Source organism: Enterobacter sp. NFIX59 (assembly GCF_900113755.1).
Lineage (GTDB): Bacteria > Pseudomonadota > Gammaproteobacteria > Enterobacterales > Enterobacteriaceae > Enterobacter > Enterobacter pseudoroggenkampii.
Window position 1 is genome coordinate 193,538 of the sequence record NZ_FOQN01000004.1, and the last position, 25,013, is coordinate 218,550.

The window sequence follows — 25,013 nt, forward strand, 5'->3', positions numbered from 1 at the left end:
GACATCCCGGGGAGGCATCGATAATATGCGCCCCGTTCACACGATTCCTCTGTAGTTCAGTCGGTAGAACGGCGGACTGTTAATCCGTATGTCACTGGTTCGAGTCCAGTCAGAGGAGCCAAATTTGAAAAGCCTGCTTTTAAAGCAGGCTTTTTGCTTTTCTGCGCAAGGTAAATGCAAAACGGCAACCTTGTTGCCGTTTTTAGTGTGTGCACCCTCTCCCGTGGGAGAGGGGTGGGGTGAGGGCACCAGACCGCACGAAATTACAAACTAATCGGCGCCGTCGCCTCAATCAGCCACGGACGCGCATCGCTGTTCACCAGAGGTGACAGCGCCTCGCGTACCTGCTGGTGATACGCATCCAGCCACTGCTTCTCCTGCTCACTCAGCAAATGCAGCTCAACCTGACTTAAGTCGATCGGGATCAGCGTCAGCGAGGCAAACCTGCAGAACCCCGGACGGCTCTCCACGATCTCCACCTGGTTTTCAATACGAATACCGTGGCTGTCGCCCAGATAGTAGCCCGGTTCAATCGTCATGATATTGCCCGCCACCAGCGGCCACGGGTTGACCTTTTTGGCGATGCGATGCGGGTTCTCATGGATCAGCAACTGGTGTCCCACGCCATGCCCCGTGCCGTGATCGTAATCCAGCCCCATCTCCCACAGCGGACGACGCGCGAAGGCATCCAGCTGATGCCCCTGAGTCCCGGAAGGGAACTGCAGGGTAATCAGCGACAGGAAGCCTCTCAGCACGGCGGTGTAGTGAAGGCGCTGCTGCGGATCGACCTTACCCCATGCCAGCGTGCGCGTAGCGTCGGTGGTGCCATTCACATACTGGCCGCCAGAATCGTTCAGGTAAAAATGATCGTGGCCGATATGCTTATTGCTGGCCTCGCTCGAATGGTAGTGACACATCGCTGCATTGCTCGAAGAGGCGGAGATGGTTGCAAAACTCTGCTCGATGAACCCAGGCTGCTGTTGACGGAACGCAAGCTGCTGCGCCTGAACCTCCAGCTCTGTTAGCGGATTCCCTGCCGCCTCGCGCAGCGGCACTTCACGGCTCAGCCAGGCCAGGAAGTTGACCCAGGCGGCACCGTCCTGGTGATGACACTCGCGATAACCTGCGAGCTCAACCGGGTTTTTGGTGGCCTTTATCAGGGTGATGGGGTCAGTCCGCCAGACAATTTCTCCCCGTGGCTCAATGGCGAAGCGCAGAGCCACCGGCGCGGAATCGGCATCAATCATCACCCGTTTGCCCGCAGCAATCTGCTGACAGCGTTCGATAAAAGCGTCCTGCGGCGCAATGGTAAACGCATTGCGCACCTCTTCAGGCAGGGCGCTGAGCTTATTGTCGTTAACAAACCACTCAACGTGACCGTCACGGCCCAGAAGAGCAAAGGAGAGCGGTACCGGGCTGTAAGGGATATCCGCGCCACGCACGTTCAGCAGCCAGGCAATGTTATCCGGCAGCGTAACGGCGAGATAATCAGCATTGTTTGCGGCCAGCACGGCGGCGACGCGCAGACGTTTGTCCGCGCTGCGTTCGCCGCTGTGTTCAACCGGCATTTCCCGGATAAGCCCCGCCGGTGCGGCAGGGCGGTCAACCCATAGGGCGTCAAACGGCGAGGCCTTCAGAGGAACCAGCTCGCACGGCGTGGCAGACAGTTGCTCAAACTCCGAGTTGGTCATCAGCAGCGGATCAAAACCGATGCGCGTCCCGGCCTCCACGTTTTCCGCCAGCCATTCTGCCAGCGGCTCGTTGTGCAGGTGGTGGATCTCAACCTCATCCGTATTGACCTGAACGCGAGCCTGAACCTGATAGCGCCCGTCGACGAACAGCAGCGCTTTGTTTTTCAGCACCAGCGCCATGCCGGCCGAACCGTCAAAGCCCGTCAGCCAGGCCAGCTTTTCGTCGTATGGCGCGCAGTATTCGCTCTGCCAGGCATCCGCACGCGGGACGATCATCCCGTCGAGATGGCTGGCCTCGAGCCAGTGGCGCAGGGCAGAGAGCGGAGATGTGCTGGACATTGTTTTTCCTTATCGTTATTAGCGGAACGGCGGCTCGTTGAAGGTGCGCAGCTTGCGGGAATGGAGCCTGTCACCTTCCGCCCGCAGCAGGTCAATGGCGCGAATGCCAATTTGCAGATGTTCGGATATCGCCCCTTCATAGAAACGGTTGGCCTGACCGGGCAGCTTAATTTCGCCGTGCAGCGGCTTATCGGAGACGCACAGCAGCGTGCCGTACGGGACGCGGAAGCGATACCCCTGCGCGGCGATGGTGGCGCTCTCCATATCAATTGCCACCGCGCGGCTCAGGTTGAACCGCAGCGCGGAGGCGGAGTAACGCAGCTCCCAGTTGCGGTCATCCGTCGTGACGACCGTACCGGTGCGCAGGCGCTGTTTAACCTCTTCACCCGGCATGCCGCTGACCTCTTTGGTCGCGTCATACAGCGCGCGCTGCACTTCGGCGATGCTCGGGATTGGGATATCCGGCGGCAGCACCGCATCCAGCACGTGGTCATCACGCAGATAGGCGTGGGCGAGCACGTAGTCGCCAATCAGCTGGCTTTCACGCAGGCCGCCGCAGTGGCCGATCATCAGCCACACGTCCGGACGCAGCACCGCCAGATGGTCGCAGATGGTCTTGGCATTTGACGGGCCCACGCCAATGTTAATCAGCGTGATGCCCTGACCGTCGGCGGTGAGCAGGTGCCAGGCGGGCATCTGGTGCTTTTTCCATGCCAGGTCGGAGATAGCCTGCTCGGGCGCTTCGGTCTCGGCGGTGATCCAGATCCCGCCCGCGCAGGACAGTGCAATATAGGGGCTTTCCGGGTCGAGGATCTGGCTGCAGCCCCAGCGGACAAACTCGTCAACGTAGCGGGTGTAGTTGGTAAAGAGGACGAACGGCTGGAAATGTTCGACGGGTGTGCCGGTGTAGTGGCGCAGACGCGCCAGGGAGAAATCGACCCGGCGAGCATCAAAGTGCGACAGGGGAGAAAATTCTGCCGGGTGATAGATCCCATCGGCCGTCTCATCGCCAATCTGTGAAAGCTCCGTCGTCGGGAAGTGGCGGGTCAGCCCCGCGCTCATTGAGCGATCCAGCGTTAGCGCCGAGCCGTCTATCACGTACGGATAAGGGATTTCATGCTGCGAGGGCTCAACGTGAATGTGCGCGCCGTAATCCTGATACAGCAGCGTCAGCTGTTCTTCAAGATACGGGCGGAAAAGTGCCGGGCGGGTAACGGTGGTACTGTAGCAGCCGGAGTGGGTAAAACGGGCGTAGGCGCGGGTTTTCGGTGTCGTGCTGGCGCTGCCGTCCCAGGTCACAGAGAGCGATGGATAAACAAAAAGGCCCTCGGTTCTGGCCTTTTCGTCGGGAAGTTTCCCTGTTTCAATATATTCGCTGATGGCGCTGCGCAGCGCGTTGACGGACTGTTCGTACAGCGCGTCGAGTTTTTCCAGCGCCTGAGCCGGGGTCAGGCTGGAGCCCTTATTATTCATCTCTGTCTCCTTGTTCCACAGGTGTGCGACTCTACCCGATAGTATGTCACACGCCTGTGAAACAAAAGTGAGATCAGCGGTGGCTCGTCTCTTTCATGAGTAGCGCCGTTGCCGCCGACAGCAGGCAGCCGGCCAGCAGATAAATCGCCACGCTGTGCCAGTTGCCGCCCGAGAAGGTTACCAGCGCGGCGGCAATAAACGGCGTAAACCCGCCGCCGACCACGCTTGCGACCTGGTAACCCACGCCCGCGCCGCTGTAGCGGTAGCTGGCGCCGAACAGTTCGGTAAACATCGGCTGCTGTACGCAGACCACCATATCGTGAGCGATGTTCGCGAGCATGATAGCAAAGAAGACAATCCAGAAGATCGACTGCGCCTCCAGCGCCATAAAGAATGGCCAGGCGCTGAGGCACCCAATCAGCGCGCCGGTGATGTAGACGCGACGGCGGCCAAACCGGTCCGCCAGCCAGGCGAAGCAGGGTATCGTCAGGCAGCTGATCCCGCCGACCAGCAGGCCGATATTCAGGAACAGCTCGCGCGGCAGGCCGAGATTCTGCGTCGAATAGTTCAGGGCAAAGGCGGTGACGATATACATCGTCAGCAGCTCGCACAGGCGCAGGGCGATAATTTTCAGAAAAGCGCCAGGGTGCCGAATCAGGGCTTCCATCACCGGCAGTCGCTTTTTGACGGCCAGTTTTTCCTGCTGCTTTTCGAACTCTGCCGACTCCTCCATTCCGTTACGGATCCACAGCGCGGCGATGACCAGCACGATGCTGAAGATGAACGGAATGCGCCAGCCCCAGCTCAGGAACTGCTCGTCGGTGGTGAGCTGGCTGATTAACGATACCAGCCCTGTGGAAAGCAGCAGCCCTACGCCGTACCCGATCTGCACGCCGCTGCTGTAAAACGCTTTCCTGTTTTTCGGGGCGCTCTCAACGGATAACAGCGCCGCGCCGCCCCATTCGCCGCCCACGGCGAAGCCCTGAATGGCGCGTAATGTCACCAGCAACACTGGGGCCCACCAGCCAATGGCGGAAAACGACGGGAGAATGCCAATCAATGCGGTGGCGATCCCCATCATCCAGACGGTGAGCATCAGCATGCGCTTGCGGCCGAGGCGGTCGCCGAAGTGGCCGAAGATCACCCCGCCCAGCGGGCGAAACAGAAAGCCGACGCCGAAGGTGGCAAACGCGGCGAGCGTGCCCATCGCGGGGCTGACCTGGGGAAAAAACTCGCGGTTGAACACCAGCGCGGCGGTAATGCCGTAAAGCAGAAAATCATACCAGTCGACGACGGCACCCGCGAAGCTGCCGAGTGCGGCGCGGCGGGCACGATTGAGCGAAGGGGTCTCCTCGTTGGGACGATCGGAGATGAGGGTGGAGTCCATAGTTGTCCTGTCTGCACTTATTTTTAATTATTGGTATAAGAAAAGGTCACTCACATTGCGCCCGTCATATAAACGGAATCTATGAGACTACCGCGACAGGGGGCCTGTGCAAACTGATTTTATTTCCTGATGGGTAATGCAAAACGGCTACGCTATGCTTAATAAAGAGCGAAGCGACTGAGGAAGGGAAGATGTGTCGTAAAGAGGCGTTGGGCTGTCTTGCTGCATTACTTATCAGCCAGAGCGTGCAGGCGGTGAGCTATCCTTTACCGCCGGCGGGCAGCCGTCTGGTAGGGAGTTCGCAGGTCATTACCGTGCCGGATCATAATACATTACCGCTTGAGGCCTTTGCCGCGCAGTACGGGCAGGGGCTAAGCAATATGCTGGAAGCCAACCCGGGGGTGGATCCTTTTTTACCCAAATCCGGCACCCGGCTGGTGATCCCTCAGCAGCTGATTTTGCCCGACACCGTTCGCGAGGGGATTGTCGTTAACGTGGCGGAAATGCGCCTCTACTATTATCCACCCGGCAGCAATACCGTTGAAGTGCTGCCCATCGGCATCGGTCAGGCCGGGCGTGAAACCCCGCGAAACTGGGTGACGGCCGTTGAGCGTAAGCAGGTGGGGCCAACCTGGTCTCCGACGCCGAATACGCGCCGTGCCTATGCGGCAGAAGGGAAAACGCTCCCGGCATTCGTGCCCGCCGGGCCGGATAACCCGATGGGGCTGTATGCCATTTATATCGGCAGGCTCTATGCCATTCACGGCACAAACTCGAATTTTGGCATCGGGCTGCGGGTGAGCCAGGGCTGTATTCGTCTGCGTAATAACGACATCAAATATCTTTTTGATCATGTTCCCGTCGGAACCCGCGTGCAGCTTATCGATCGGCCCGTTAAAGTCACCACGGAGCCGGACGGCAGCCGCTGGGTGGAGGTTCACGAGCCATTATCGCGTAACCGTGCGGAATTTGAATCGACCCGGAAAGTGCCTCTGCCAATGTCAGCCGCGCAGCGGACGCAGTTAATAAACGAGGGGGCGGGAGCCGAACTGGAACGGCGGTCAGGGATGCCGGTTAAGGTAGGCATGTAAGGGGATTGTGCGGGCTGGTGCCCTCACCCCGGCCCTCTCCCACGGGAGAGGGTGCACACACTAAAAACGGCAACCTTGTTGCCGTTTTGCATTTACCTTGTGCAGAAAAGCAAAAAGCCTGCTTTAAAAGCAGGCTTTTCAAATTTGGCTCCTCTGACTGGACTCGAACCAGTGACATACGGATTAACAGTCCGCCGTTCTACCGACTGAACTACAGAGGAATCGTGTGAACGGGGCGCATATTATCGACCTGCGTTCACCTTGTCAAAGGGTGGATCGCCGCCTTTCGATCGTTTGCTGACAAAATCGGCAAAGTGATGTTTTTGGCAGCGGATTGCACCGCTTTGGTGCGGGTATACCTCTAATGGGGCAGATCATAAACTGCTGTTTCGGTAATTAAATCCCCCTCTGTAATTAGGATTCCTTATTTTCAGACGCTTAGCGAACAATTCAGACCGCCTGGTAAAAGTGGCATTCATATTGCAAAACCTGTTCAACAACGACAGCCGGTTCCGGCACAGCATTTCGAACAGGGGGCAAAATGAACTTAAGACGACTGAAATACTTCGTAAAAATCGTCGATATCGGCAGCCTGACTCAAGCGGCAGAAGTGCTGCATATCGCGCAGCCTGCGCTGAGCCAGCAGGTGGCTACTCTGGAAGGCGAGATGGATCAGCAATTGTTGATCCGCACCAAACGCGGCGTCACGCCAACGGAAGCCGGTAAGATCCTGTATACCCATGCGCGCACCATTCTTCGCCAGTGTGAACAGGCGCAGCTGGCGGTGAATAACGTGGGTCAGACCCTGAGCGGGCACGTTTCTATCGGCCTGGCGCCGGGAACGGCCGCGTCCTCTATTACCATGCCGTTGCTGCAGGCCGTTCGCGCTGAGCTGCCTGAAGTGCTGGTATACCTGCATGAAAACAGCGGTTCCGTACTGAATGACAAACTGCTCAGCGGCCAGCTGGATATGGCGGTCCTTTACGATCGCTCCCCGGTCGCCGGCATCACCAGCCAGCCGCTGCTGAAAGAAGATCTCTACCTCGTGGGCACCCGCGACTGCCCGGGCCAGAGCGTCGACCTTGCCGCCGTGGCAGAGATGAACCTCTATCTGCCGCGCGACTACAGCGCCGTGCGCGTGCGCGTGGACGAAGCGTTCTCCCTGCGCCGCCTGACGGCCAAAATCATCGGCGAAATCGACTCGATCTCCACGCTGACCGCAGCTATTGCCAGCGGCATGGGGGTGACCGTTCTGCCAGAATCCGCAGCCCGCTCGCTGTGCAGTGCGGCAAACGGCTGGATGGCGCGGATCACCACGCCTTCCATGAGCCTGCCGCTGTCGCTGAACATGTCCGCACGCGGTTCGCTGTCGCCACAGGCGCAGGCGGTAAAAGAGATTTTGATGTCGCTGGTCAGCAAGCCATCGCTTGAGAACCGTGAACTCCAGCTCGTGAGCTGATATTCCATAAAAGAATAAGATGCTGGTTTTTATTATTTGTTCTGCAGCTCGGCTGACTCTAACAATAGAGCTATGTCAGATGCGCCGGAGTGAATCGTGAATTTCCAGCAACTTAAAATTATCCGTGAGGCGGCCAGGCGGGACTACAACCTGACCGAGGTCGCCAATATGCTTTATACCTCTCAGTCCGGCGTCAGCCGCCATATCCGCGAGCTGGAAGAGGAACTGGGCATAGAGATCTTTATCCGTCGCGGCAAGCGGCTGCTCGGCATGACGGAGCCGGGTAAGGCTTTGCTCACCATTGCAGAGCGGATCCTCAACGAGGCCAGCAACGTGCGTCGTCTGGCGGATCTCTTCACCAATGACGCCTCGGGCGTACTCACCATCGCCACCACCCACACCCAGGCGCGCTACAGCCTGCCGCCGGTGATCAAAGCGTTCCGCGAACTTTTCCCTGACGTCCGTCTGGAGCTCATCCAGGGCACGCCGCAGGAAATCGAAGTGCTGCTGCAAAACGGTGGGGCGGATATCGGCATTGCCAGCGAACGCCTGAGCAACGACCCGCTGCTGGTGGCTTTCCCCTGGTTCCGCTGGTACCACAGCTTATTACTTCCGGTCGATCATCCGCTGAATCAGGTCTCTCCCCTGACGCTGGAAGACGTTGCCAAATGGCCGTTGATCACATACCGGCAGGGGATTACGGGACGTTCGCGGATAGACGAGGCCTTCAACCGCAAAGGGCTAACGCCGGACGTGGTGCTGAGCGCGCAGGATTCTGATGTGATTAAAACCTACGTCGAGCTGGGTCTGGGCATTGGCCTGGTGGCGGAACAGTCCAGCGGAGAACGCGAGGACGGGAACCTGGTGCGTCTTGATACGCGTCATTTGTTTGACGCCAATACCGTATGGCTTGGCCTGAAGCGCGGGCAGCTGCAGCGCAACTATGTGTGGCGTTTTATCGAGCTGTGCAATGCCGGGCTGTCGGTGGATGAGATTAAACGTCAGGTGATGGAGCCGGAAGAAGTGGCGATTGATTATCAGATTTAAGTGTTGGCTTGCCCGGTAGCGCTGCACTGACCGGGCTCGTCATTTAGTTGAACGGATATTTTTTAAAAACTACCTGTGATTCGAATGATTCGGTAAACGCCTGAATCTCTCTAAAATCCGCCGCGTTAACAACGTGCGGGATCATCGACTGAATAAACGTCCAGACAACCGTGCTCGTGACGGCAACCTGATCGAGAGTTGCGGTCGCCGGACGTGTCTCCAGTAAGGCATTCCATTCCCTGCAGGCCGCCAGCAGCTGAATTGTAATGCGCTCGACCCATATAGCGTGCTGCTTTTCCACCGGGCGCTGGTTGTGTTCATACACATTTTGCACCGCTTTTTCAGCGGCGGCGAGGATAAAGCCCAGCGCCTGAAGATCCTTTGCCAGCGCATCCGGCGCGACGGGCAGGAGTTTCCGCTCGGGGGCAGCCTGAGCCTCAAAATAGTTCAGTATCAGCGAGGAGTCCATCAGCCGTATTCCGTTATCCAGAACCAGCGTCGGGGCTTTTACCGCGGGGTTGATCCGGGAGAACGCGTCGAAGGTGCTAAAGACTGACAGCGGCTGGCTTTCAAACTCAACGCCATAAAGCTCAAGGGAAATCGCCACGCGCCGTACATAAGGTGAATCCATCATGCCAACAAGCTTAATCATCGTTTCCGTTTTCCTGTCTCTGTGAAATAACGCGTCATTGAAGAGGATGACCAGACATTACAATACAATTTGCATGGCGAATATCTTCAGTATCTTACCGTAAGGGTTAGTATTACTGACATATGGTCAGGTTGCCGCTGTATATCCAGCACAGATAAGGAAGTGCTTTCATGTCGGATTTTCCACCTATTGCCAGTTTGCGAAGCTTTGAAGCAGTCGCCCGTCTCGGCAGCGTGACGCTGGCGGCGAAAGAACTCCACGTTACCCATTCCGCTATCAGTCAGCAGATCAAAGTGCTGGAGGAGATGGTGGGCGTAAAGCTGTTTATCCGTCAGGGGCGAGGAGTGCAGATCAACGAAGAAGGGCGGCTCTATGCCTTACAGGTACGCGAGGCGTTGAACCACATCGCGGATGCTACCCGACTCGTACAGGTGAAGCCGAGAAAGCAGGAGCTGACGCTGGCGATGGTGCCGTCATTTGGATGCCACTGGTTATTACCGCGTCTGGCTCGTTTTCGGGCGAAATATCCGCTTATCACCCTGCGGATCCAGGCCAGCCTGACGGTCACCAGCCTGCTGCAGGAAGGGATAGACATCGCGATACGGATGGGGCAGGGGAACTGGGAAGGGAGTGAAAGCCATTACCTTTTTTCCGATGAGCTTATTGTGGTGGCCGCACCGGGCTTTAACGGGGGCGTGCTGCCCGCTACGCCAGCGGAGATTGCAAAGAGTCATATTATTTTCTCTATGGAGTCGTGGAAAACGTGGTGCATGAATGCGGGTCTTGAGAAAGAGATCGTGCCTGACGGTTTATGCATTAACGACTCCAATATCATTATCGAAGCCGTTCGACTCGGGAAAGGTATCGCGCTGGAGCGTCGCTCTCTGGTTCAGGATGCCATCACCCGAGGTGAACTGGTCCAGCTAACCTCCATCACCGCACCTTATCCCTGGCCTTACTGGTTGGTAACGGCGCAGTCAACGGAGGCGAAGCCGGAGGTGACACTCTTTAAGGCATGGCTGGAGGAGGAAGTGGCGGCCTGGCGGCGAGCGGTGAGTGCTGTGGAAAGTAACCAACCCTAATGAGCGAATCAGGGGCTGGGAGGGAATGACTTATTATTGGAATTAGGGACATGCTGCTGCATCAATTCAACGATCCAATCAATAAAAACGCGCTGTCTGGCGTTGACATGGCGGTTCGGCGGAAACGCCAGGTACAGGGGCATTGGCTTAATCCGCCATTGTTCAAATAGCGGAATCAAGGAGCCACAAGCCTGATGTGCTGCCGCCATATAGGCGGGTAGCGCAATCACGCCTAACCCGGCTAATCCAGCTTCGAGGTAAGCATTGCCATCATCCACGGCAAGTACATAGTTACCCGTGATTTCAATATGTTCACTCTCACCATGCAGTACCAGAGAATCAACCTTACCGGTGCGTGAGGACAAGAATCCCACTATGCGATGGTCGGTGTTTTCCAGCTCTCGCGGGTGCGCAGGGGCGCCGAGGCGTTCCACATAACTAGGGGCGACGTAAACACCGATTTGCAAATCGCCGACATGGCGTGCGATCAGGGACTGGTCGTTGATTTCGCCACCGCGCAGGACGCAATCCACATTGTCACCGATCAGATCCACCACCCGGTCGCTCACGCCCATGTCGAACTGGATATCAGGGTAGCGTGCATGAAAAGCCGGTAGCGCGGGCACCAGAACAAAGCGGGCAAGAGGAGTGGGCACATCTATCCGCAGGCGTCCCCTGGGGGTCATCGTCGCACTGGACAGGCTGTTTTCAGCATCCTCCATGTCCGCCAGCAGGCGGATGACGCGCTCGTAGTAGACCGCGCCATCAGGAGTCACACCGAGCCTGCGGGTAGTGCGATGGAGCAGCCTGACGCGCAGGCGCGCTTCCAGCTGCTGAATAAGCTGCGTCACCGTGGTTTTGCTCATATGAAGCGTTTGGGCAGCCTTTGTGAAACTGCCTGCTTCCACCACGCGAGCAAAGGCGCGCATCGCATCGAAACGATCCATCCCTTGTCCTCTCTTTTCACCGATTGTTTGGATATTACAAACAATGATGGACAAAGTCGCTTGTTTATCCGTCCGATGTGGCGCCTGTAAAGTGTCTTTATATTCACCGGGCAGATTTCGCCCCATTGCAAAGGTACAGACATGACAACACGCGAAGCCGTTTTTCCCTTCGGACGCCAGGCGCTTTATGAGCGCAATCGGTATTCACCCGCCATTAAATCTAACGGCTTCCTGTTTGTTTCGGGGCAGGTGGGTAGCCGGGAGGATGGTTCGCCTGAAGAGGATCTCAACGCGCAGGTCCGGCTGGCATTCGAAAACCTTAATGCTGTTCTGACGGCTGCGGGCTGCACGTTCAGTGACGTGGTTGACGTGACCCTCTTTGTCGTCGATCCCGAGTCAAACCTCGACGCTATCTGGAGTATCCTGCCAGAATATTGGGGGGAAGCGCCTTACCCGACGTTGACGGGGATCGGCGTGACGTGGCTGTACGGATTCCAGTTTGAGATTAAGGTGATTGCCCGGCTGCCCACGAGTCATGATAAGACAGAGGTAAATTGATGAAAGCAGCGGTTTATGACGTGGAAGGCGCTCCCAGCGTCCTGCGATATATCGATGTCCCGGATCCGGTCGCAGGGCCTGACGATGTCCTGATTTCTGTCGAGGCTATCTCGATTGAAGGGGGAGATTTGATCAACCGCCGCTCAACTCCGCCGCCTGGCCCTTCATGGGTCGTCGGCTACGCGGCCGCGGGCACAGTGGTTGCTGTCGGATCGAAAGTCCGTAGCCGTAAGGTTGGAGACAGAGTGGCTGCTTTTAGCATGCAGGGATCGCATGCGGAACGTTGGGCTGTGCCGGCGGAACGTACCTGGCTTATACCGGATGGGGTGGATGCAGCAGACGCGGCGGTGGTACCGATCTCTTTTGGAACCGCGCATCATTGCCTTTTCACACGAGGGATGCTCCGGCATGGAGAAACCGTCCTAATTCAGGCAGCGGCGGGGGGCCTGGGGCTCGCCGCCGTTCAGCTTGCCTCACAGGCAGGCGCGACGGTCATCGCCGTGGCAAGCGGAACGCAGCGAATAAACCGGCTGCTGGAACTTGGCGCCGATCACGTCGTGGATCGTGCAAAGAATAACGTTGTGGACAGTGTCCGACAGTTCACCCATGGCACCGGTGTTAACCTCGTCATCGATCCGGTAGGGACGACGTTGCCAGCTTCGCTTTCTGCACTCGCTCCGGAAGGACGTCTCGTCTTCGTCGGTAATGCGGGCGGCGGTAGCCTGACCGTCGACCTGTGGCCGCCAATGCAGTCTAACCAGACGCTCATGGGGGTATTTATGGGGCCTCTTTTTGAAAGGCCTGGCGTTCGGACAAGCGTGGACGACATGTTGCAGGCTGTGGCTGCAGGGCACATCAGGGTTGTCATTGACCGTGTCTTCCCCCTGGCTAACGCCGCCGCGGCCCATGAATACGCTGAGACAGCGAAACCGCTTGGTCGTATCGTTATGAAGCCATGAACGGGGGACCTCATCATGACTTCGTAATTCTTCTGATGTGGGGGAGAAAAATAAAAAAGCCTGCTTCAAAAGCAGGCTTTTCAAATTTGTCTCATCAGACTGGGAGCATTCAATGAGTCTGTTATTCCAGCCGCAACCTCTCCCTAAGCTCCCTCACCAGCGATGCATCATCCAGCTCTGCACTGATCTCATGACGAATCGCATTAGTGAACTGTTTACTGCGCTCGCAGCTATGGTGATAACCATGAGATAGCCAGTTCCAACTCCCGAGAACAATGTAGCGGCCATCGATCATCATTACCTTTTCATGTGTCCCTTCCGTCAACCGGATAATATTCTCTTTTCCTAGTTGTTCGCGGTACTCGGCAACCAGAGTCTCATCATTATCTTCCGCACGATCCACGCACTGGTGATAGTAGCCGTAATAAACTTTAACCCTGACACCACGCCGCTGCGTGGCTACCAACTGCGCCAACTCCGGCCTCTGATAATTCTTACCTCCTCGACGGATCCACGGAGCGATGATAACCAGCTCCTGTTCACACTGGCTGGCCAGAGCGCTAAATGCGGCAATATGTTCGCAGTCGCGATAATAACGCTGTAGACGGGGAGTCTGGCTTAGACTGGCAAAATTCGGATGCTGGCTACCCTGTTCAAGCAGGAAGCTTTCGGCAACGCTATCTGCAAGGACTTTCAGGTATCCACCTGCTTGCCGCAATCGATGATGGTTACCTACGACGATAAATTGCTGCTTTGCGCGTGAAACCGCGACATTCAGCATGTTTGGTGCGTCGTTTTGAAAATTCGGATTATCAAGAGGATGAAAAATAACCGGACTATAAATGATGACCTCAAAGCCTACGCCCTGAAACTGATGCACTGTACCAATGCAGTTTTTCTGCCAGTGATTCATTCGTTGCGCAAGACGTTTAATCAACAATGACTTCTGATTGCTATAGGGAGTGACGATGCCAACATCGGCAGTCAGATCGTAACCAGCTTCTTCCAGCTTATCCAGCAATAGCTCGATAGCATCAACTTCATCCAGATTAGTGTTAACCGTATCGCCTTTCTGGCCTTCTACGCTGTAGAACATCAAATGATGCCCGCCTGATTTCTCAAACGCGCTGGCAATACGGCTGGAAGGGGGGGCAGTTTCCACGCTGACGCCATGGTAGTTCGCCAGTCGGATGAAAAGGTCGGCAATAGGTTGCTGGCACCGGCGATGCTCATCGAGAATGATGCCATTACCCGTATCGTCTACCTTGCCGGAAAGCGTACCAGCAGCACGGTGCCAGCCCGTGACGCTTGCAGGTGAAACACGCTCATACAACGTATTGTTGCTGGCGAAATGACGCTCACGCAACTGTGTTTGCATGTTTTCTGACAGGTTTCTAATGGGTTCAATTTGCAGAGGATCGCCAACAATCATCGCTTTCTCACTGCGACTCAAAAGGGGCACGAGGGATTCAAGCGAAATCATGCCCGCTTCGTCGCACAGTGCCAGGTGCCATGGTTTATGCCCCTTGAGTTCATCGAGCTTACGATAACCAGCAACCTTCCACGCGGAAACCAGCGTGGTCGCCATTACTGGATATACAAGAGACAGTGCGCGATAGAAATCATCTAGCTTATCCAGCCAGCGATAGTAGCCCGCACTGCGACGCTTACTCATCAGGGCCCGCCAGTGGGTCAGCACCTCTTCAAGCTCAATTTTCCGTTTCAGTTGTTCCTGCCAGAGATAACCGATAGCGGCTTCGAACATTTCCCGGTGTTGCCTGATAAAGCGTTTACGCAAAATGTCGCACCAGTTACCTTCCGGATAACGCTGTTGATACTGTGCCGTTAGCTGTTGCGCCCGGATGACCTGACGCCATTGTGCCTGCAATTCTTCTACTTCAGTATTAAGAGTCAGCAGGTCAACTTCCTGTTGAGCTTCGGGTTCCGCATGCAGGAGCAGCGCCAGTAGCGCCAGGCTATCTACCTGCTGTGAAAGCATTTCCCCAGCATCAGCCAGAGCAGCCAGCTGACGATGGGGAAGGGAAGAAAGCCTGAATTTGAGAAAGTCCTCCGGTGCAGCCAGGCTCATCTGTTGCAACCTTGCTGGATATTTCCTCTCGAAAAAACGAGCCAGATAACGCTTTATCCCTTTACGCGGGTAGTCGCGGTAATGCAGCTCCAGGGCTGGGCGTAGCGGTGAATCCATCCAGCTAAGTATCTGCTCCAGACTATGCTGCTGCGGCCATGTCGCCTGCAACGTCTGGTAAATTCTGCTGGCCTGTAGACGCTGCGTTTTTATCTCCCTAATTTCCTGCAGGCGCTGTTCTAACTGACAGGCTAAGGTATCCAGGTCGTCGGGGCGATGAAGCGAAACATCAATGCCGAGTACCTGTGCATGAGCGGCGAGCGAGGGAATTTTTTCCATGAAACGAGCTGGTAGCTCTTTTGCTAGTTGGGTGTCCAGACCACAATCCACAACAGATTGTATCGCTACTGCCTTTTCATTCAGATACGCCCGGTAACAAGCGTTCATCTCGTCACGATGCTTGAGTAAAACCGCTAAAAAATCGTGCTGCTGCTGTTGGTCATAGCTTTCCTGTCGCCAACGACCAATCAGTTTCTCAAGCCGGGTAAGCTCATGCTGAACCTGTTCGTTCGAGCCGCTATGAAACCATAACCAGTCTAGATCCTCAGTTGCAGGGTCACTGCGCAGATCGTCAATGATATTCTCCACCGCTTTTATTGCCGTGGACGTGACCAGCATGCCGAAATTCTGGTCCTTTCCATCAGCAATCGCCAGTGCTCTGGCAACCAGTTGTTGTGCGATGAGTGACTTGAATAGCGTGGTTTTACCCGTACCAGGCGCGCCTTGTACAGCAACCAGGCGCTCATCCTGATTAATCGCCTGTATTGCCGCCATCTGCCCATGGCCCAGAGGATATTGTGTTTCAAACAAACCGCCAGTCACCACTTCGTGAATATGTGGGGCCTTCTCGTCACTATGGATATGGCTGAGATACTGCTCCAGTAACGGGAAATCACCAACTGCGTTATTACACAGCCAGGTGAAATCTTCCGCATCACGCTTGAGGTTGTAATCCTCATTATGCAGCGGAGCCACCAGGGCATTAAACGCAGTTTCCAGCCCCTGATATTTACTGTTTGATTGCTGAGTGACCCATTTCTGAAGAGCCTTAAACGCCTCAAGGAACGTGTCATATTTACATCCCGTGAGCGCGCTAACGATACTCATCATATGACGGTTTTCACCGAGCTCATCCAGCTGAATACCAAACATTTCGCGAAAAGCGAAGGGGAATGCGCTAACAAGTTGTCCATCTTTGACGGGAACTAGCAGGGTGTTTTCGTTCTGTTCAAAAAATGATTTGGGGAGGGGGAAAGAGAACAGCGGAAGGTATTTTACATTGGCCTTACCTCGCTCGTTTTCGATACAGCGCAGTACCGGAAAAAGCAGGTTAACAGGCTCAATATGGGTAATTCTACCCTTTTCGTCATATTCGACGAAACGCTGGCGCCAGTGGTTGCGCATTTCAGGCGTAACACGGAGTATTACCCCGCTCTGGTTTTCTTCACAGTTATTTATACCGAGCATGAGTTGTTGGTGCTCATGCACCTTGCTGGCCGGTATTTTACTCTTTTCTGCGCCACTGAATTTCACATAATCATGCCACGCAGAAAGGATATCCTTAGACGAGTTTTGCATCATGCTAAAAGAGCCTTAACCTGAGTATCTCCCTGAAATTAATGGTTAGAGAATAACACAGAGGCAGATATTTTAACCCTACCAAAGGGGGCATCTTCGTATGGAAATACAATATGAGTAACAGCGGCTAATATGTTTTCCAGTTTTACTGAGAGGAATTAGCGTTCAAACAACTGGAACGCATTCTTATGGTGCTGCAAATGAAGGGTCTGCCTGACGAGAGGCTATCTTGAGCTAGCGTGGGAATAATGAAAAGCAAAAAGCCTGCTTTAAAAGCAGGCTTTTCAAATTTGGCTCCTCTGACTGGACTCGAACCAGTGACATACGGATTAACAGTCCGCCGTTCTACCGACTGAACTACAGAGGAATCGTGTGAACGAGGCGCATAGTAGCGACCTCGGTACGCCTTGTCAAAGGGTGAAAACGCACTTTTCGTTCGTTTGCCGACAATTTCAGCAAATCGCTGATTTTATGGCAAATTCGCGTTGAAATTACACAACAAAATGCGCCGCCCGCAGGCGGCGCGCAGGATCAGAACAGAACGGAGTAGTTCAGACCAAAGGTACGTCCGCGGCCTTTGTAGGTATACAGACCCGGTGCACCGTAGGTTGGGCTATACAGCCCCGGCGCGCGCTGGCCCCAGGCGGTGGTGTAGTCTTTGTCCAGCAGGTTTTCCACGCTGAAGCTGACTTTACCCACCGGCAGGGCGTAGCTGCCCAGGAAGTCGACCGTGTTATAGCCATCGATCTTCTTGCCGTCGGAGTCTGACACGTCAAAGGTCTGCGTGCTCTGCACGCGCAGGGTCCAGTCGCCCGGCGCCCAGTTGACCCACGCGCTGGCTTTCGACGGGCTGGCGCTGTCGACCGTCAGCTTCTCCCATTTCCCGTTTTCGCGGGTTTCAGACTTAATGGCGTTAAAGTTCGCGCCCGTGCTCCAGTCGCTGTCGGTGAAGAAATAGTCCACCTGACCTTCCACCCCGTAGATACGACGCTTGTCGTCTTCCAGGTTGATGGTCATGTCCGTCTTGTTGATGGTGATGGTTTTATCCGAGAGTGAGTAATACGCCGCAACCTGCGTGCGCAGGTTATCCCCGGTGTAGCGCCAGCCCAGCTCATAAGCGTTGACCTTGATACCGTCCAGCTTCGAGTCGTTCACGTTGACGCTGTTCAGCAGGCGATAGTGACCGTTGCTGAGCTGATAGGTCCCGGAGCCGTAGTACTTCGCCAGGTCCGGAATTTCGAAGCCCTGGGAGAAGTTAAACCATACCTGCTGCTGTTCGGTCAGGCGACCAAGGATCCCGGCGTTAAACAGGAAGTTGTTGTAATCGGTTTTCCCACCCGGCACCGCGTCGGCGGAGGTCGCTTTCCCGGTAGCGATGGCCTGCTGCTGGGTGTAACCGACAAAATCGTCTACCTTGTTCTCGGTGTACTGGTAGCGCACGCCGCCGCTCAGGGTGATGGCGTCAATATCGTAGCTGGCCTGCAGGAACGGGGCGAGGTTGGTGATGCTGTAGCCCGGGTAGCGGCCCACGTTGTAGGCGTTATCCAGCTCCATGCCGCCGCTCGCCGCGGCTTTGCTCAGGTTAAAGAACTGCTGGTTGGCGTCGAAGGTTTCGTGGTCGGCATCCATACCCCAGGTCAGCGTCAAATCGTCCACCGGCTTGCTGTTCAGCGTCAGCTTGCCGCCGTAAAAATCGGTTTTCTGCTGCGACGCGCCGATGCTGCTCACTACGCCTTTGGTCAGGGTCGGGAACGGATAGTAGGTCAGGCTCTCGTCGCGATAGTAAATCTGCGCGACCAGATCCTGGCCCCAGAAGTCGGTGTTGGAGTACTGCAGGTTAATCAGATGGCGCTCGGTACCCGGCACGCGGTCAGAATCGAGGTTACCTTTGTTGTAGGCGGTCGCATCCCCCGTTACCGCCGAGAAGTTCTTCCCGAGATACAGCCCATGCTTGCCGTCGGACTCGCTCTTGTAGTACTGGGTCGTCAGCTGCAGCTGCTGGTGATCGTCAATATTGATGGTGCCTGTGCCCATCACATCAATACGGTCGGAATACTGGAGGCCGGTCTGGGTGTTATCAATGATTACCTCGTCGCCGTTGCCGTCATACCAGCCGCCGTAGCGCTGATACGACACCGACAGACGACCGGATGCGTTATCGTTGCCGCCGCTGACCGCTGCCGATACGTTCTCATCATGGTCGTTGTGGCTGTTGAACCCGCTTTTAGCACCCGTCTGGAACTCGACTTCGGTCTCAGGCTGGCCTTTTTTGGTGACGATGTTCACCAGGCCGCCGGTGCTGCCGCCGCCGTAGAGTGACGTGGCGCCGGAGATGACTTCGATACGGTCAATGTTGAACGGATCGATAGAGTCGAGCTGGCGGCTGTCGCTGCGGGACGAGTTCAGGCGCACGCCGTCCACCATCACCATCATGGAGCGGCCGCGCAGGTTCATGCCGTAGTTGGTACGTCCCTGGCTGCTGACGTCCATGCCCGGGATCAGCTGCGCCAGCACTTCTTTAATCTCTTTCCCGCCCTGAACCTGCTGCTCAATTTCAGCCCGCTCAATGACCCAGGTGGTCTGCGCCATCTCCGCCACGCTGCGGTGCGCGCGGCTGGCGGAGACAACGATATTTTCTTCCTTTTGTTCTTCCGCCCACGCAGAGGTAGAAAGCATTGCAAGCAAACAAGGATTTAAAACCCAAAGATGAGAACGTTTCATTGTTATATTGACCCTGATTGTGTGTGTCAGTACTCGGTGGTTTTTGCTAATGATTTAAAAACCTGACTGTTCTCCGGGCTGGTGGTGCTTCGCCAGTGGATAACGCCAGGAGTGGTGGCCAGCTCAAACGGCTCGTCGGCGTGCGCGCGATTCAGAATTCGCGCTGCGCGCCAGGCCATCAGGCTGAGCTGGGGTTCGGCAATGCCGAGACGGTGCATCCCGGCATTCACGGCGAACAGGCGGTTGCTCTGCGGACCGTCCCATTCGAGGGTGAAATCGTTGTTGATGCAGAAGGCTTCGTCCGTATCCAGATGCAGGCGGTGAGACAGCGGCGCCAGGAACGCAGGCTGCACGGCGCGATAGCCGGTGGCAAAGATCGTCACGTCGCTCTCCAGCTGCTCGCGACCGCCGTCAAGGTGATGCTGTATGCTCAGGCGCTGGCCGTTTTCCAGGCGCGTCAGGGCTGTCACCGAGCGGGACGGCATCAGGTGCGCCCAGGGTTTTTCACGCAGCACTTCGAAGCGGTGGTACATGGCGCGGTAAATCGCCAGCAGTGACTCGGTGGTGATACCGTCGGAGGTCATCTTCTGCTCGTGCAGCATCTGCCGACGCGCCTCTTCACCGAGCGTGGAGAAGCTGTCCACGTACTCCGGCGTGAAATACTCGTTAGCAAAGGCGGCTTCATCCAGCGCGTTGTAGTTGTTGCGGCGCGAGACCCAGTTCAGGCTCAGCGGCTGGCCCCATTCGCCGCGGAAGATATTCAAAAACAGGTCGGCGCCGCTCTGGCCACCGCCGACGACGGTGACGCGCTTGCCCGTAAGATCCGGCGTGCGCAGCATCATCTCGCTGGCGTGGAAGCAGGTATCGTCCTGCAGGGTGACGCAGTCCGGCAGGTTGATCTGCTTACCGATCCCCACGCAGACGTGGCGTGCCAGGAAGCGGTCGCGCTGGGTCACCACCTCAAACAGGCCGTTTTTCTCATCAAAGCTCACCTGCTGCACCTGCTGGCTAAAGGACAGGTTAGTGAGGTTTTCCGCCGCCCAGCACAGATAGTCCGCAAACTCCTCGCGGGAAACGGTGCGCTGCTCGGTGGTCAGGAAGCGATAGAACTTTTTGCGCTGCACCAGGTAGTTCAGGAAGCTGTGGCGGTTGGTCGGCTCCACGGCGCTGACCAGATCCTTCAGGAAGCTGGTCTGCATGTGGCAGTCCGGCACCATCATGCCGGGGTGCCAGGAGAAGTGCGGTTTACGCTCAAGAAACAGCGAACTAAAGCCGTCCAGCCCTTCCGCCAGCGCGGCGATGCTGAGGTTAAACGGGCCAATACCAATGCCGATGAAATCATAGGTTTTCATTGCGCTGACTCCCGGGAGGCGAGAAAAAGAGGGTTATCAAGGTCGGTAACGTAGTTCGGCAGCATGCGGCTGCCGCCGTCGTGTTCGGAGAAGGTCAGTTTGACCGGGTTGAGGATCACGCGAATAATCTGCGGCTTAAACAGGTCGAACTTCGCGAAGCGCTCAGCAAGCTCGGGGTGCGCGGCCATATAGCGGTGCAGCACCCCGGCGAGGATCTGATAGAAACGCGTTTCGCTGACGCCGCTTTGCAGCGTGAGTCGCGAGATAAAGCGCAGCACCGTCACAAAGTTGCCGGTTTGCAGGTCGTGAATAATGTAATCCGCGCTCAGGCGCGCCGTGACGGCCTTCACCTGCTCCGGCAGGCTCTGGGCCTGCGGGAAATCTTCATCCACCAGGCGCATATCGCCCTGGAAATCTTTCAGCAGAATGCGCTGCGGAATAGAGTCCTTCATCACCAGCGTCACGTTCTGGCCGTGGGCGATCAGCGCCACGCCGTAGCGGCAGAGCAGGTGATAGAACGGGATCACCGATGCCTCAAACAGCTTTTCCAGCCACGCGTCGGCGCTGAGCCCGGAACGGTTGATCCACGCGTCGATCAGCGCACACCCGTCGTTATCGGTTTCCATCAGCGCCGCCATCAGCACCGCCTGTTCACCGTCTTCTAAATAACAGGACGGGTTCTCGCGCCAGATCACTCCCAGCATCTCCTGGTAGCGGTAGGGCGCTTTCGGCAGCGCCGCATAGCCCGGATGTGACAGGTATCCGGCGGCGGGTTCGCCAAGCACCTGCGCGCCAGAGCGGACAAGCGTGGCGTCACTGGCGAACTGCTGCTGTAGCCAGCGCGAGGCCAGCGGTCCGGCGGCAATGTACTTGCCCGGAATACCGCGATAGCAGGATGTGTTGTAGATGGTCAGCGGGAGCTTGATGTCAAACGGCGCGCGACGGCTGGCGTTGGTGAGCGTGCGCAGAGACTGCTGCGCCAGGTACTCATCGCCAAACTCGCCCAGCTCAACCATCTCACCGCGCGCCAGCTGCGCCAGGAAATGAATGGCGATCTTCTGCTGCCACTGCCACGGGTGCAGCGGCACGGGCAGCCAGCCGTCGTCAAGACCCAGCGCCTGCCAGAGGGCGTCAAAGCGGGCGCACTCGGCCTCGTCCATGGCGCTAGCCAGCAGGGTGCTGATATCGCAATCGCCGTCGCTGCTCCAGACCAGATGCTCCCGCTGAACGGCAACCCAGTGCAGACGAAAACGTCCGCGATACTCAGGCGCGTACTGACGCAGCGCGTCCAGACCCCAGCCGCGGCGGCCTTTGTTGAAAATAAACTTCGGGTGACCACGCATCAGGCACTGTAATTCGTCCGGGTCGAGATGGATCAGCGCGTCCGCGTCCAGCGCTTCACGCGCCTGCAGCAGCTGCATGTCGCCGCGCAGCGTGGCGTAGAGATCTTCCATGTGCTCTGCCGTTTGCGCGTCGCTCATCTCCAGCACCGCAGCCAGCTGCAGCAGCGCGCTTTCCGCTTCGATGGCATCGCCGCTGGCGGTGGTCAGGCTGTCCGGGTCGATATGCAGCCAGCCCCAGATCCCGCGCGTGGCGCGAAACTGCCAGGACTCGTTGCCCATAGTGATGCGCCAGGCGTCAGACTCAAGCGGCTCGGCGCGCAGGGTGCGTTCGTATTCCAGCTCGGCGAGGATCTTCGCCACCATCTCGCGGTTCACTTTCTGCCAGAGCGCGTTCACAGGCCCACCTCGCTGAAGAAGCGGTGACGCTGGCTCATAATGAGGCGCGAGCGTTTATGCGGGAAGTCGAACTCTTTCACCGTGTCAAAACCGGCGGAGGCCAGATGGCGGAACAGGCGCTGGTTGTCGAAGCGCGGCTCGGCAACAATTCGCGTGGTGCGCGGTTCATCGAGATACAGGTAGTGGCTCAGGCCGCGCAGCCAGCTGCGGATATACTGCGCGCCGCGCCAGTTCTCTTCGCCCACCAGCATATGCAGGCCGCGGTCAAACGGCTGCCAGCGGTAGTGGCGGCCAATGCGGTCTTCCGCGGCCCAGTAGAGCTCAAAATAGCCGAACGGCTGGTCGTCGAAGCAGCCGATAACCGGGTAACAGTAGGTCGAGTCAAGCTGACGACGCAGGTAGCTTTCCTGCTCGGCCTGCGGGCCCGCCATCTCCCAGAAGGCGTTCACGCGCGGGTTGTTCATCCAGCGGGTAAAGCGCTCGCCGTCCAGCGCCACGTCGGCGACGCGGAAGCTGAGGGTGCGCTTAATTTGCGGATCGTAACGGCGGTACACTTCGCCCTGCGGGCGGTGAGGGCGCAGCGGGAAGTACAGCTGACGGCTCTCGTCAAACTGCATGCCGCCGCTGGCCTGATGCCGTTCGCCTTTCAGCCACAGCGGCAGCTGCCAGAAGGCATCGCGCGCCAGATAATCCCCGCTTGCCAGACGAAACAGCGCCTGCGCCTGGGGTTCATCCTGCCAGTCCGCCCAGGGTAACGTAATGCCGGTCAGCGCGGGGGCGGCCACAAACAGCTGATCCAGGGCTTCCACCAGCCAGCCGTCCGGGATCCCCTTCAAACGCTCCAGCACCGCGCTGCCGTCGAGACCCAACGCCAGCGGCAGGGTGCGATCCGTTGCGGTGCAGTGAAAGCCGTAGCCGGAATGGACGATATTCGCGATAGCCATCACGCCTTCTCCTTGTAGAACGGGTTGCTAAAGTCGAAATAGATCACCGCCGGATCGGCGATGGTGTTTTCATTACGATCGTGCAGGTAGCAGAAGAAGTTGCCTTTGCAGTTCCAGGTCGGGCTGTCGAGCACGTAGTCGAGGCAGCGGGTCTGCTTCGCCGTGCGGCGCAGTTCCGCCAGCGCGTCGCGCACTCGGGACATCAGGCTCTCCTCGCTGTCAAAGCCGGCGGCAGCAAGGGCGGCGGTAACGGCAAGGGTAGAGTTCAGCAGCAGGTAATAAGGGAAGTAGCGCAGCAGCTGGCTCTCACCGAAGCGGTTTTCCACCTCAGTTTCGCCAGCTTCTTTCAGCCACGCGTCGGCGCCTTTGGTCCACGCGCTGCCCTGGCAGTCGCGGTAGATAAGCCCGACCGGGAAATCCTGCTGCATCTCAACGAGGATATTTTGCTGGTGCGCCAGCAGGACCAGACCGTAGTCCGCCTCGGCGCTGAACAGCGGAAGCAATACGCGGTTGCAGTAGGCGTCCAGCCAGCAGCGGGCGGCCTGGGCGAGCGGTAAATCAAGACGCTGACTCAGACGGCGCACTGCCGCGGCGAGCAGGCTGTCACCGCCGTCCGGCGCGGCCTGCGTCAGGCTCACCAGCACGTTGGTCTGGGTGTCTGGCGTATCGAACAGCAGATTAACGCGCAGGGCCATCAGGCTCTCTTCCTGAACGACGCCGCTGTCATCGCGCAGTCCCGCCCAGCCGTCTTCCTGCATCACGCGCATGGTCGGGTAGCGCGCCTGCAAATCTTGCCAGCGTTCCGTTTTCGCAAGGCGCGCCAGGCGCATGCCTCGCTTCACCTCTTTCACCGACAGCGTGCGCACGGAGTTCGTCAGGCGCACGCTGAGGGAGAACTTAATCATGTCGCTGTTGGTCTCGCTGTACAGCGAGCGGGAGGAGCTGGTGGGCAGCCACTGTGCGCCCGCTTCACCCAGATCCTGCAGTGAACCGTCTTCCGCCAGACGCTGGCACCACTCCTGCTCCAGCAGATAGTCGGCCTGCCACGGATGCATCGGCAGCAGCCAGCGGGTGTCCGTGAAGTGGCCGAGCAGCTCAGGCGCGCTCTGGGCCGCGAAGCGCAGCAGACGCTCACGCAGGGAGACGTTCAGGCTGTCGCCGGCAACGAGCGTGCTCTCAACGGCAAACCAGCGCAGCGGGAAGCGGGAGGCGAAATCGGGCAGATAGCGACGCGCCTCGGTTTCGTTGAACGGCTCGTGCGACTTCGGTGCCGGGTGAAACGCATGGCCGACCAGCAGCGCCTGTTCCGCTTCGGCAAACGTCAGCGGCCTATCGCGCAGGGTTGCCCAGCCGTGGCGCAGATCGATCGCCTGCCAGGTGTGCGCATGGCTTTCGAGAACCCGCTGCTTAAAACGCGCCAGCGTATTGGCATCCAGCGAGCCTTTTACGGACGGTTTTTCAAGAATTAAATCAACCAGTTGAGAGAATGTGACAGCGTCACCGTTATCACTATTGCTCTGAATAAGCGTTGCCGGGAAACGGTACTGATGATGCTGGGTGGGAGAGAAATAGCGTACCGGCACCCGAAGCGCCTGGGTTTGGGAAAGCGGGATATGGATCTCAGATAGCGCATCCGCATCGGTAGCGGGGAGATAGCGCCAGTCCTTCGTTTCGCGCAACAGGGCGTTTAAAAAACACTGGGCTGCAACGTCTGTACCGGCGGCGCGGAGCAGAGCACGCATAGATGTACCTCATTCCATGATTGATAATGATTCTCGTTATGATATTCATTCTGTTTACAGTCGCAACCATTTTTGCAATATTTGTTTTCATAAACTTCATAATTTC

At 57.2% G+C, this 25,013-nt stretch carries 17 protein-coding genes and 3 tRNA genes; 7 read left to right on the forward strand and 13 right to left on the reverse strand.

Annotated features, from left to right (window positions below):
- The first annotated feature begins 45 nt into the window (after positions 1-45).
- A tRNA-Asn gene (locus BM007_RS15345) sits at positions 46-121 on the forward strand.
- A gap of 142 nt (positions 122-263) precedes the next feature.
- Here BM007_RS15345 and BM007_RS15350 read toward each other — a convergent pair.
- The 3 genes from BM007_RS15350 to shiA form a co-directional block, all read right to left on the reverse strand.
- Entirely contained in the window at positions 264-2,030 is a 1,767-nt protein-coding gene (locus BM007_RS15350) for an aminopeptidase P family protein (protein WP_090419652.1), read from the reverse strand.
- Positions 2,031-2,048: 18 nt separating this feature from the next.
- Positions 2,049-3,503 (reverse strand): AMP nucleosidase, encoded by a 1,455-nt coding sequence (locus BM007_RS15355; protein ID WP_090419655.1) that lies wholly within the window; start codon positions 3,501-3,503, stop codon positions 2,049-2,051.
- A gap of 73 nt (positions 3,504-3,576) precedes the next feature.
- Positions 3,577-4,890 carry a shikimate transporter gene (gene shiA / locus BM007_RS15360; protein WP_090419658.1) on the reverse strand — a complete coding sequence of 438 codons (1,314 nt, stop codon included), beginning with the start codon at positions 4,888-4,890 and terminating at the stop codon, positions 3,577-3,579.
- Positions 4,891-5,081: 191 nt separating this feature from the next.
- Here shiA and ldtA point away from each other — a divergent pair, with 191 nt between their 5' ends.
- Positions 5,082-5,981 (forward strand): L,D-transpeptidase, encoded by a 900-nt coding sequence (gene ldtA / locus BM007_RS15365; RefSeq protein WP_090419661.1) that lies wholly within the window; start codon positions 5,082-5,084, stop codon positions 5,979-5,981.
- A 145-nt stretch (positions 5,982-6,126) separates the two neighbouring features.
- On the opposite strand, the gene BM007_RS15370 is transcribed toward ldtA, so the two are convergent.
- Positions 6,127-6,202 (reverse strand) — tRNA-Asn (locus tag BM007_RS15370).
- A gap of 320 nt (positions 6,203-6,522) precedes the next feature.
- Between BM007_RS15370 and nac the strand changes: the two genes are divergently transcribed.
- Both nac and cbl read left to right on the forward strand, forming a co-directional pair.
- Positions 6,523-7,440 (forward strand): nitrogen assimilation transcriptional regulator NAC, encoded by a 918-nt coding sequence (gene nac, locus BM007_RS15375; RefSeq protein ID WP_024908060.1) that lies wholly within the window; start codon positions 6,523-6,525, stop codon positions 7,438-7,440.
- A 96-nt stretch (positions 7,441-7,536) separates the two neighbouring features.
- Positions 7,537-8,487 (forward strand): HTH-type transcriptional regulator Cbl, encoded by a 951-nt coding sequence (gene cbl / locus BM007_RS15380; protein WP_023336219.1) that lies wholly within the window; start codon positions 7,537-7,539, stop codon positions 8,485-8,487.
- Between the two features lie 43 nt (positions 8,488-8,530).
- Here the strand turns inward: cbl and BM007_RS15385 are convergent, their stop codons facing one another.
- Positions 8,531-9,139 (reverse strand): glutathione S-transferase family protein, encoded by a 609-nt coding sequence (locus tag BM007_RS15385; RefSeq protein WP_090419664.1) that lies wholly within the window; start codon positions 9,137-9,139, stop codon positions 8,531-8,533.
- Between the two features lie 170 nt (positions 9,140-9,309).
- On the opposite strand from BM007_RS15385, the gene gcvA reads away from it, so the two are divergent.
- Entirely contained in the window at positions 9,310-10,221 is a 912-nt protein-coding gene (gene gcvA, locus BM007_RS15390; RefSeq protein WP_090419667.1) for a transcriptional regulator GcvA, read from the forward strand.
- Between the two features lie 8 nt (positions 10,222-10,229).
- Here the strand turns inward: gcvA and BM007_RS15395 are convergent, their stop codons facing one another.
- Positions 10,230-11,168: a LysR family transcriptional regulator gene (locus BM007_RS15395; protein WP_090419670.1), complete on the reverse strand. Its 939-nt coding sequence runs from the start codon at positions 11,166-11,168 to the stop codon at positions 10,230-10,232.
- 141 nt (positions 11,169-11,309) lie between these two features.
- On the opposite strand from BM007_RS15395, the gene BM007_RS15400 reads away from it, so the two are divergent.
- Positions 11,310-11,726 (forward strand): RidA family protein, encoded by a 417-nt coding sequence (locus BM007_RS15400; protein ID WP_090419673.1) that lies wholly within the window; start codon positions 11,310-11,312, stop codon positions 11,724-11,726.
- Positions 11,726-12,685: a quinone oxidoreductase family protein gene (locus BM007_RS15405; protein ID WP_090419675.1), complete on the forward strand. Its 960-nt coding sequence runs from the start codon at positions 11,726-11,728 to the stop codon at positions 12,683-12,685. The genes BM007_RS15400 and BM007_RS15405 overlap by 1 nt, the downstream gene beginning before the upstream one ends.
- 121 nt (positions 12,686-12,806) lie before the next feature.
- Here the strand turns inward: BM007_RS15405 and BM007_RS15410 are convergent, their stop codons facing one another.
- From BM007_RS15410 to BM007_RS15440, 7 genes are all read right to left on the reverse strand, one after another.
- Positions 12,807-16,412: an AAA domain-containing protein gene (locus BM007_RS15410; protein ID WP_254780651.1), complete on the reverse strand. Its 3,606-nt coding sequence runs from the start codon at positions 16,410-16,412 to the stop codon at positions 12,807-12,809.
- Between the two features lie 288 nt (positions 16,413-16,700).
- Positions 16,701-16,776: transfer RNA gene (locus tag BM007_RS15415), tRNA-Asn, on the reverse strand.
- 164 nt (positions 16,777-16,940) lie between these two features.
- Positions 16,941-19,130 carry a TonB-dependent siderophore receptor gene (locus BM007_RS15420; protein ID WP_061714827.1) on the reverse strand — a complete coding sequence of 730 codons (2,190 nt, stop codon included), beginning with the start codon at positions 19,128-19,130 and terminating at the stop codon, positions 16,941-16,943.
- A 26-nt stretch (positions 19,131-19,156) separates the two neighbouring features.
- Positions 19,157-20,482 carry a lysine N(6)-hydroxylase/L-ornithine N(5)-oxygenase family protein gene (locus BM007_RS15425; protein ID WP_090419678.1) on the reverse strand — a complete coding sequence of 442 codons (1,326 nt, stop codon included), beginning with the start codon at positions 20,480-20,482 and terminating at the stop codon, positions 19,157-19,159.
- Positions 20,479-22,221 (reverse strand): IucA/IucC family protein, encoded by a 1,743-nt coding sequence (gene iucC / locus BM007_RS15430; RefSeq protein WP_090419681.1) that lies wholly within the window; start codon positions 22,219-22,221, stop codon positions 20,479-20,481. The genes BM007_RS15425 and iucC overlap by 4 nt, the downstream gene beginning before the upstream one ends.
- Entirely contained in the window at positions 22,218-23,165 is a 948-nt protein-coding gene (locus tag BM007_RS15435) for a GNAT family N-acetyltransferase (RefSeq protein WP_090419684.1), read from the reverse strand. The genes iucC and BM007_RS15435 overlap by 4 nt, the downstream gene beginning before the upstream one ends.
- Complete coding sequence (locus BM007_RS15440) at positions 23,165-24,907, reverse strand: IucA/IucC family protein (protein WP_090419687.1); 1,743 nt, start codon at positions 24,905-24,907, stop codon at positions 23,165-23,167. Before BM007_RS15440 ends, BM007_RS15435 begins: the two co-directional genes overlap by 1 nt.
- Positions 24,908-25,013: the final 106 nt, after the last annotated feature.

Excerpts from the sequence above, each read along its gene's own strand:
- BM007_RS15350 (WP_090419652.1), bottom strand. The coding sequence starts at position 2,030 with ATGTCCAGCACATCTCCGCTCTCTGCCCTGCGCCACTGGCTCGAGGCC.
- BM007_RS15355 (WP_090419655.1), bottom strand. The coding sequence starts at position 3,503 with ATGAATAATAAGGGCTCCAGCCTGACCCCGGCTCAGGCGCTGGAAAAA.
- shiA (WP_090419658.1), bottom strand. The coding sequence starts at position 4,890 with ATGGACTCCACCCTCATCTCCGATCGTCCCAACGAGGAGACCCCTTCG.
- ldtA (WP_090419661.1), top strand. The coding sequence starts at position 5,082 with ATGTGTCGTAAAGAGGCGTTGGGCTGTCTTGCTGCATTACTTATCAGC.
- nac (WP_024908060.1), top strand. The coding sequence starts at position 6,523 with ATGAACTTAAGACGACTGAAATACTTCGTAAAAATCGTCGATATCGGC.
- BM007_RS15385 (WP_090419664.1), bottom strand. The coding sequence starts at position 9,139 with ATGATTAAGCTTGTTGGCATGATGGATTCACCTTATGTACGGCGCGTG.
- gcvA (WP_090419667.1), top strand. The coding sequence starts at position 9,310 with ATGTCGGATTTTCCACCTATTGCCAGTTTGCGAAGCTTTGAAGCAGTC.
- BM007_RS15395 (WP_090419670.1), bottom strand. The coding sequence starts at position 11,168 with ATGGATCGTTTCGATGCGATGCGCGCCTTTGCTCGCGTGGTGGAAGCA.
- BM007_RS15400 (WP_090419673.1), top strand. The coding sequence starts at position 11,310 with ATGACAACACGCGAAGCCGTTTTTCCCTTCGGACGCCAGGCGCTTTAT.
- BM007_RS15405 (WP_090419675.1), top strand. The coding sequence starts at position 11,726 with ATGAAAGCAGCGGTTTATGACGTGGAAGGCGCTCCCAGCGTCCTGCGA.
- BM007_RS15410 (WP_254780651.1), bottom strand. The coding sequence starts at position 16,412 with ATGATGCAAAACTCGTCTAAGGATATCCTTTCTGCGTGGCATGATTAT.
- BM007_RS15420 (WP_061714827.1), bottom strand. The coding sequence starts at position 19,130 with ATGAAACGTTCTCATCTTTGGGTTTTAAATCCTTGTTTGCTTGCAATG.
- BM007_RS15425 (WP_090419678.1), bottom strand. The coding sequence starts at position 20,482 with ATGAAAACCTATGATTTCATCGGCATTGGTATTGGCCCGTTTAACCTC.
- BM007_RS15435 (WP_090419684.1), bottom strand. The coding sequence starts at position 23,165 with ATGGCTATCGCGAATATCGTCCATTCCGGCTACGGCTTTCACTGCACC.
- BM007_RS15440 (WP_090419687.1), bottom strand. The coding sequence starts at position 24,907 with ATGCGTGCTCTGCTCCGCGCCGCCGGTACAGACGTTGCAGCCCAGTGT.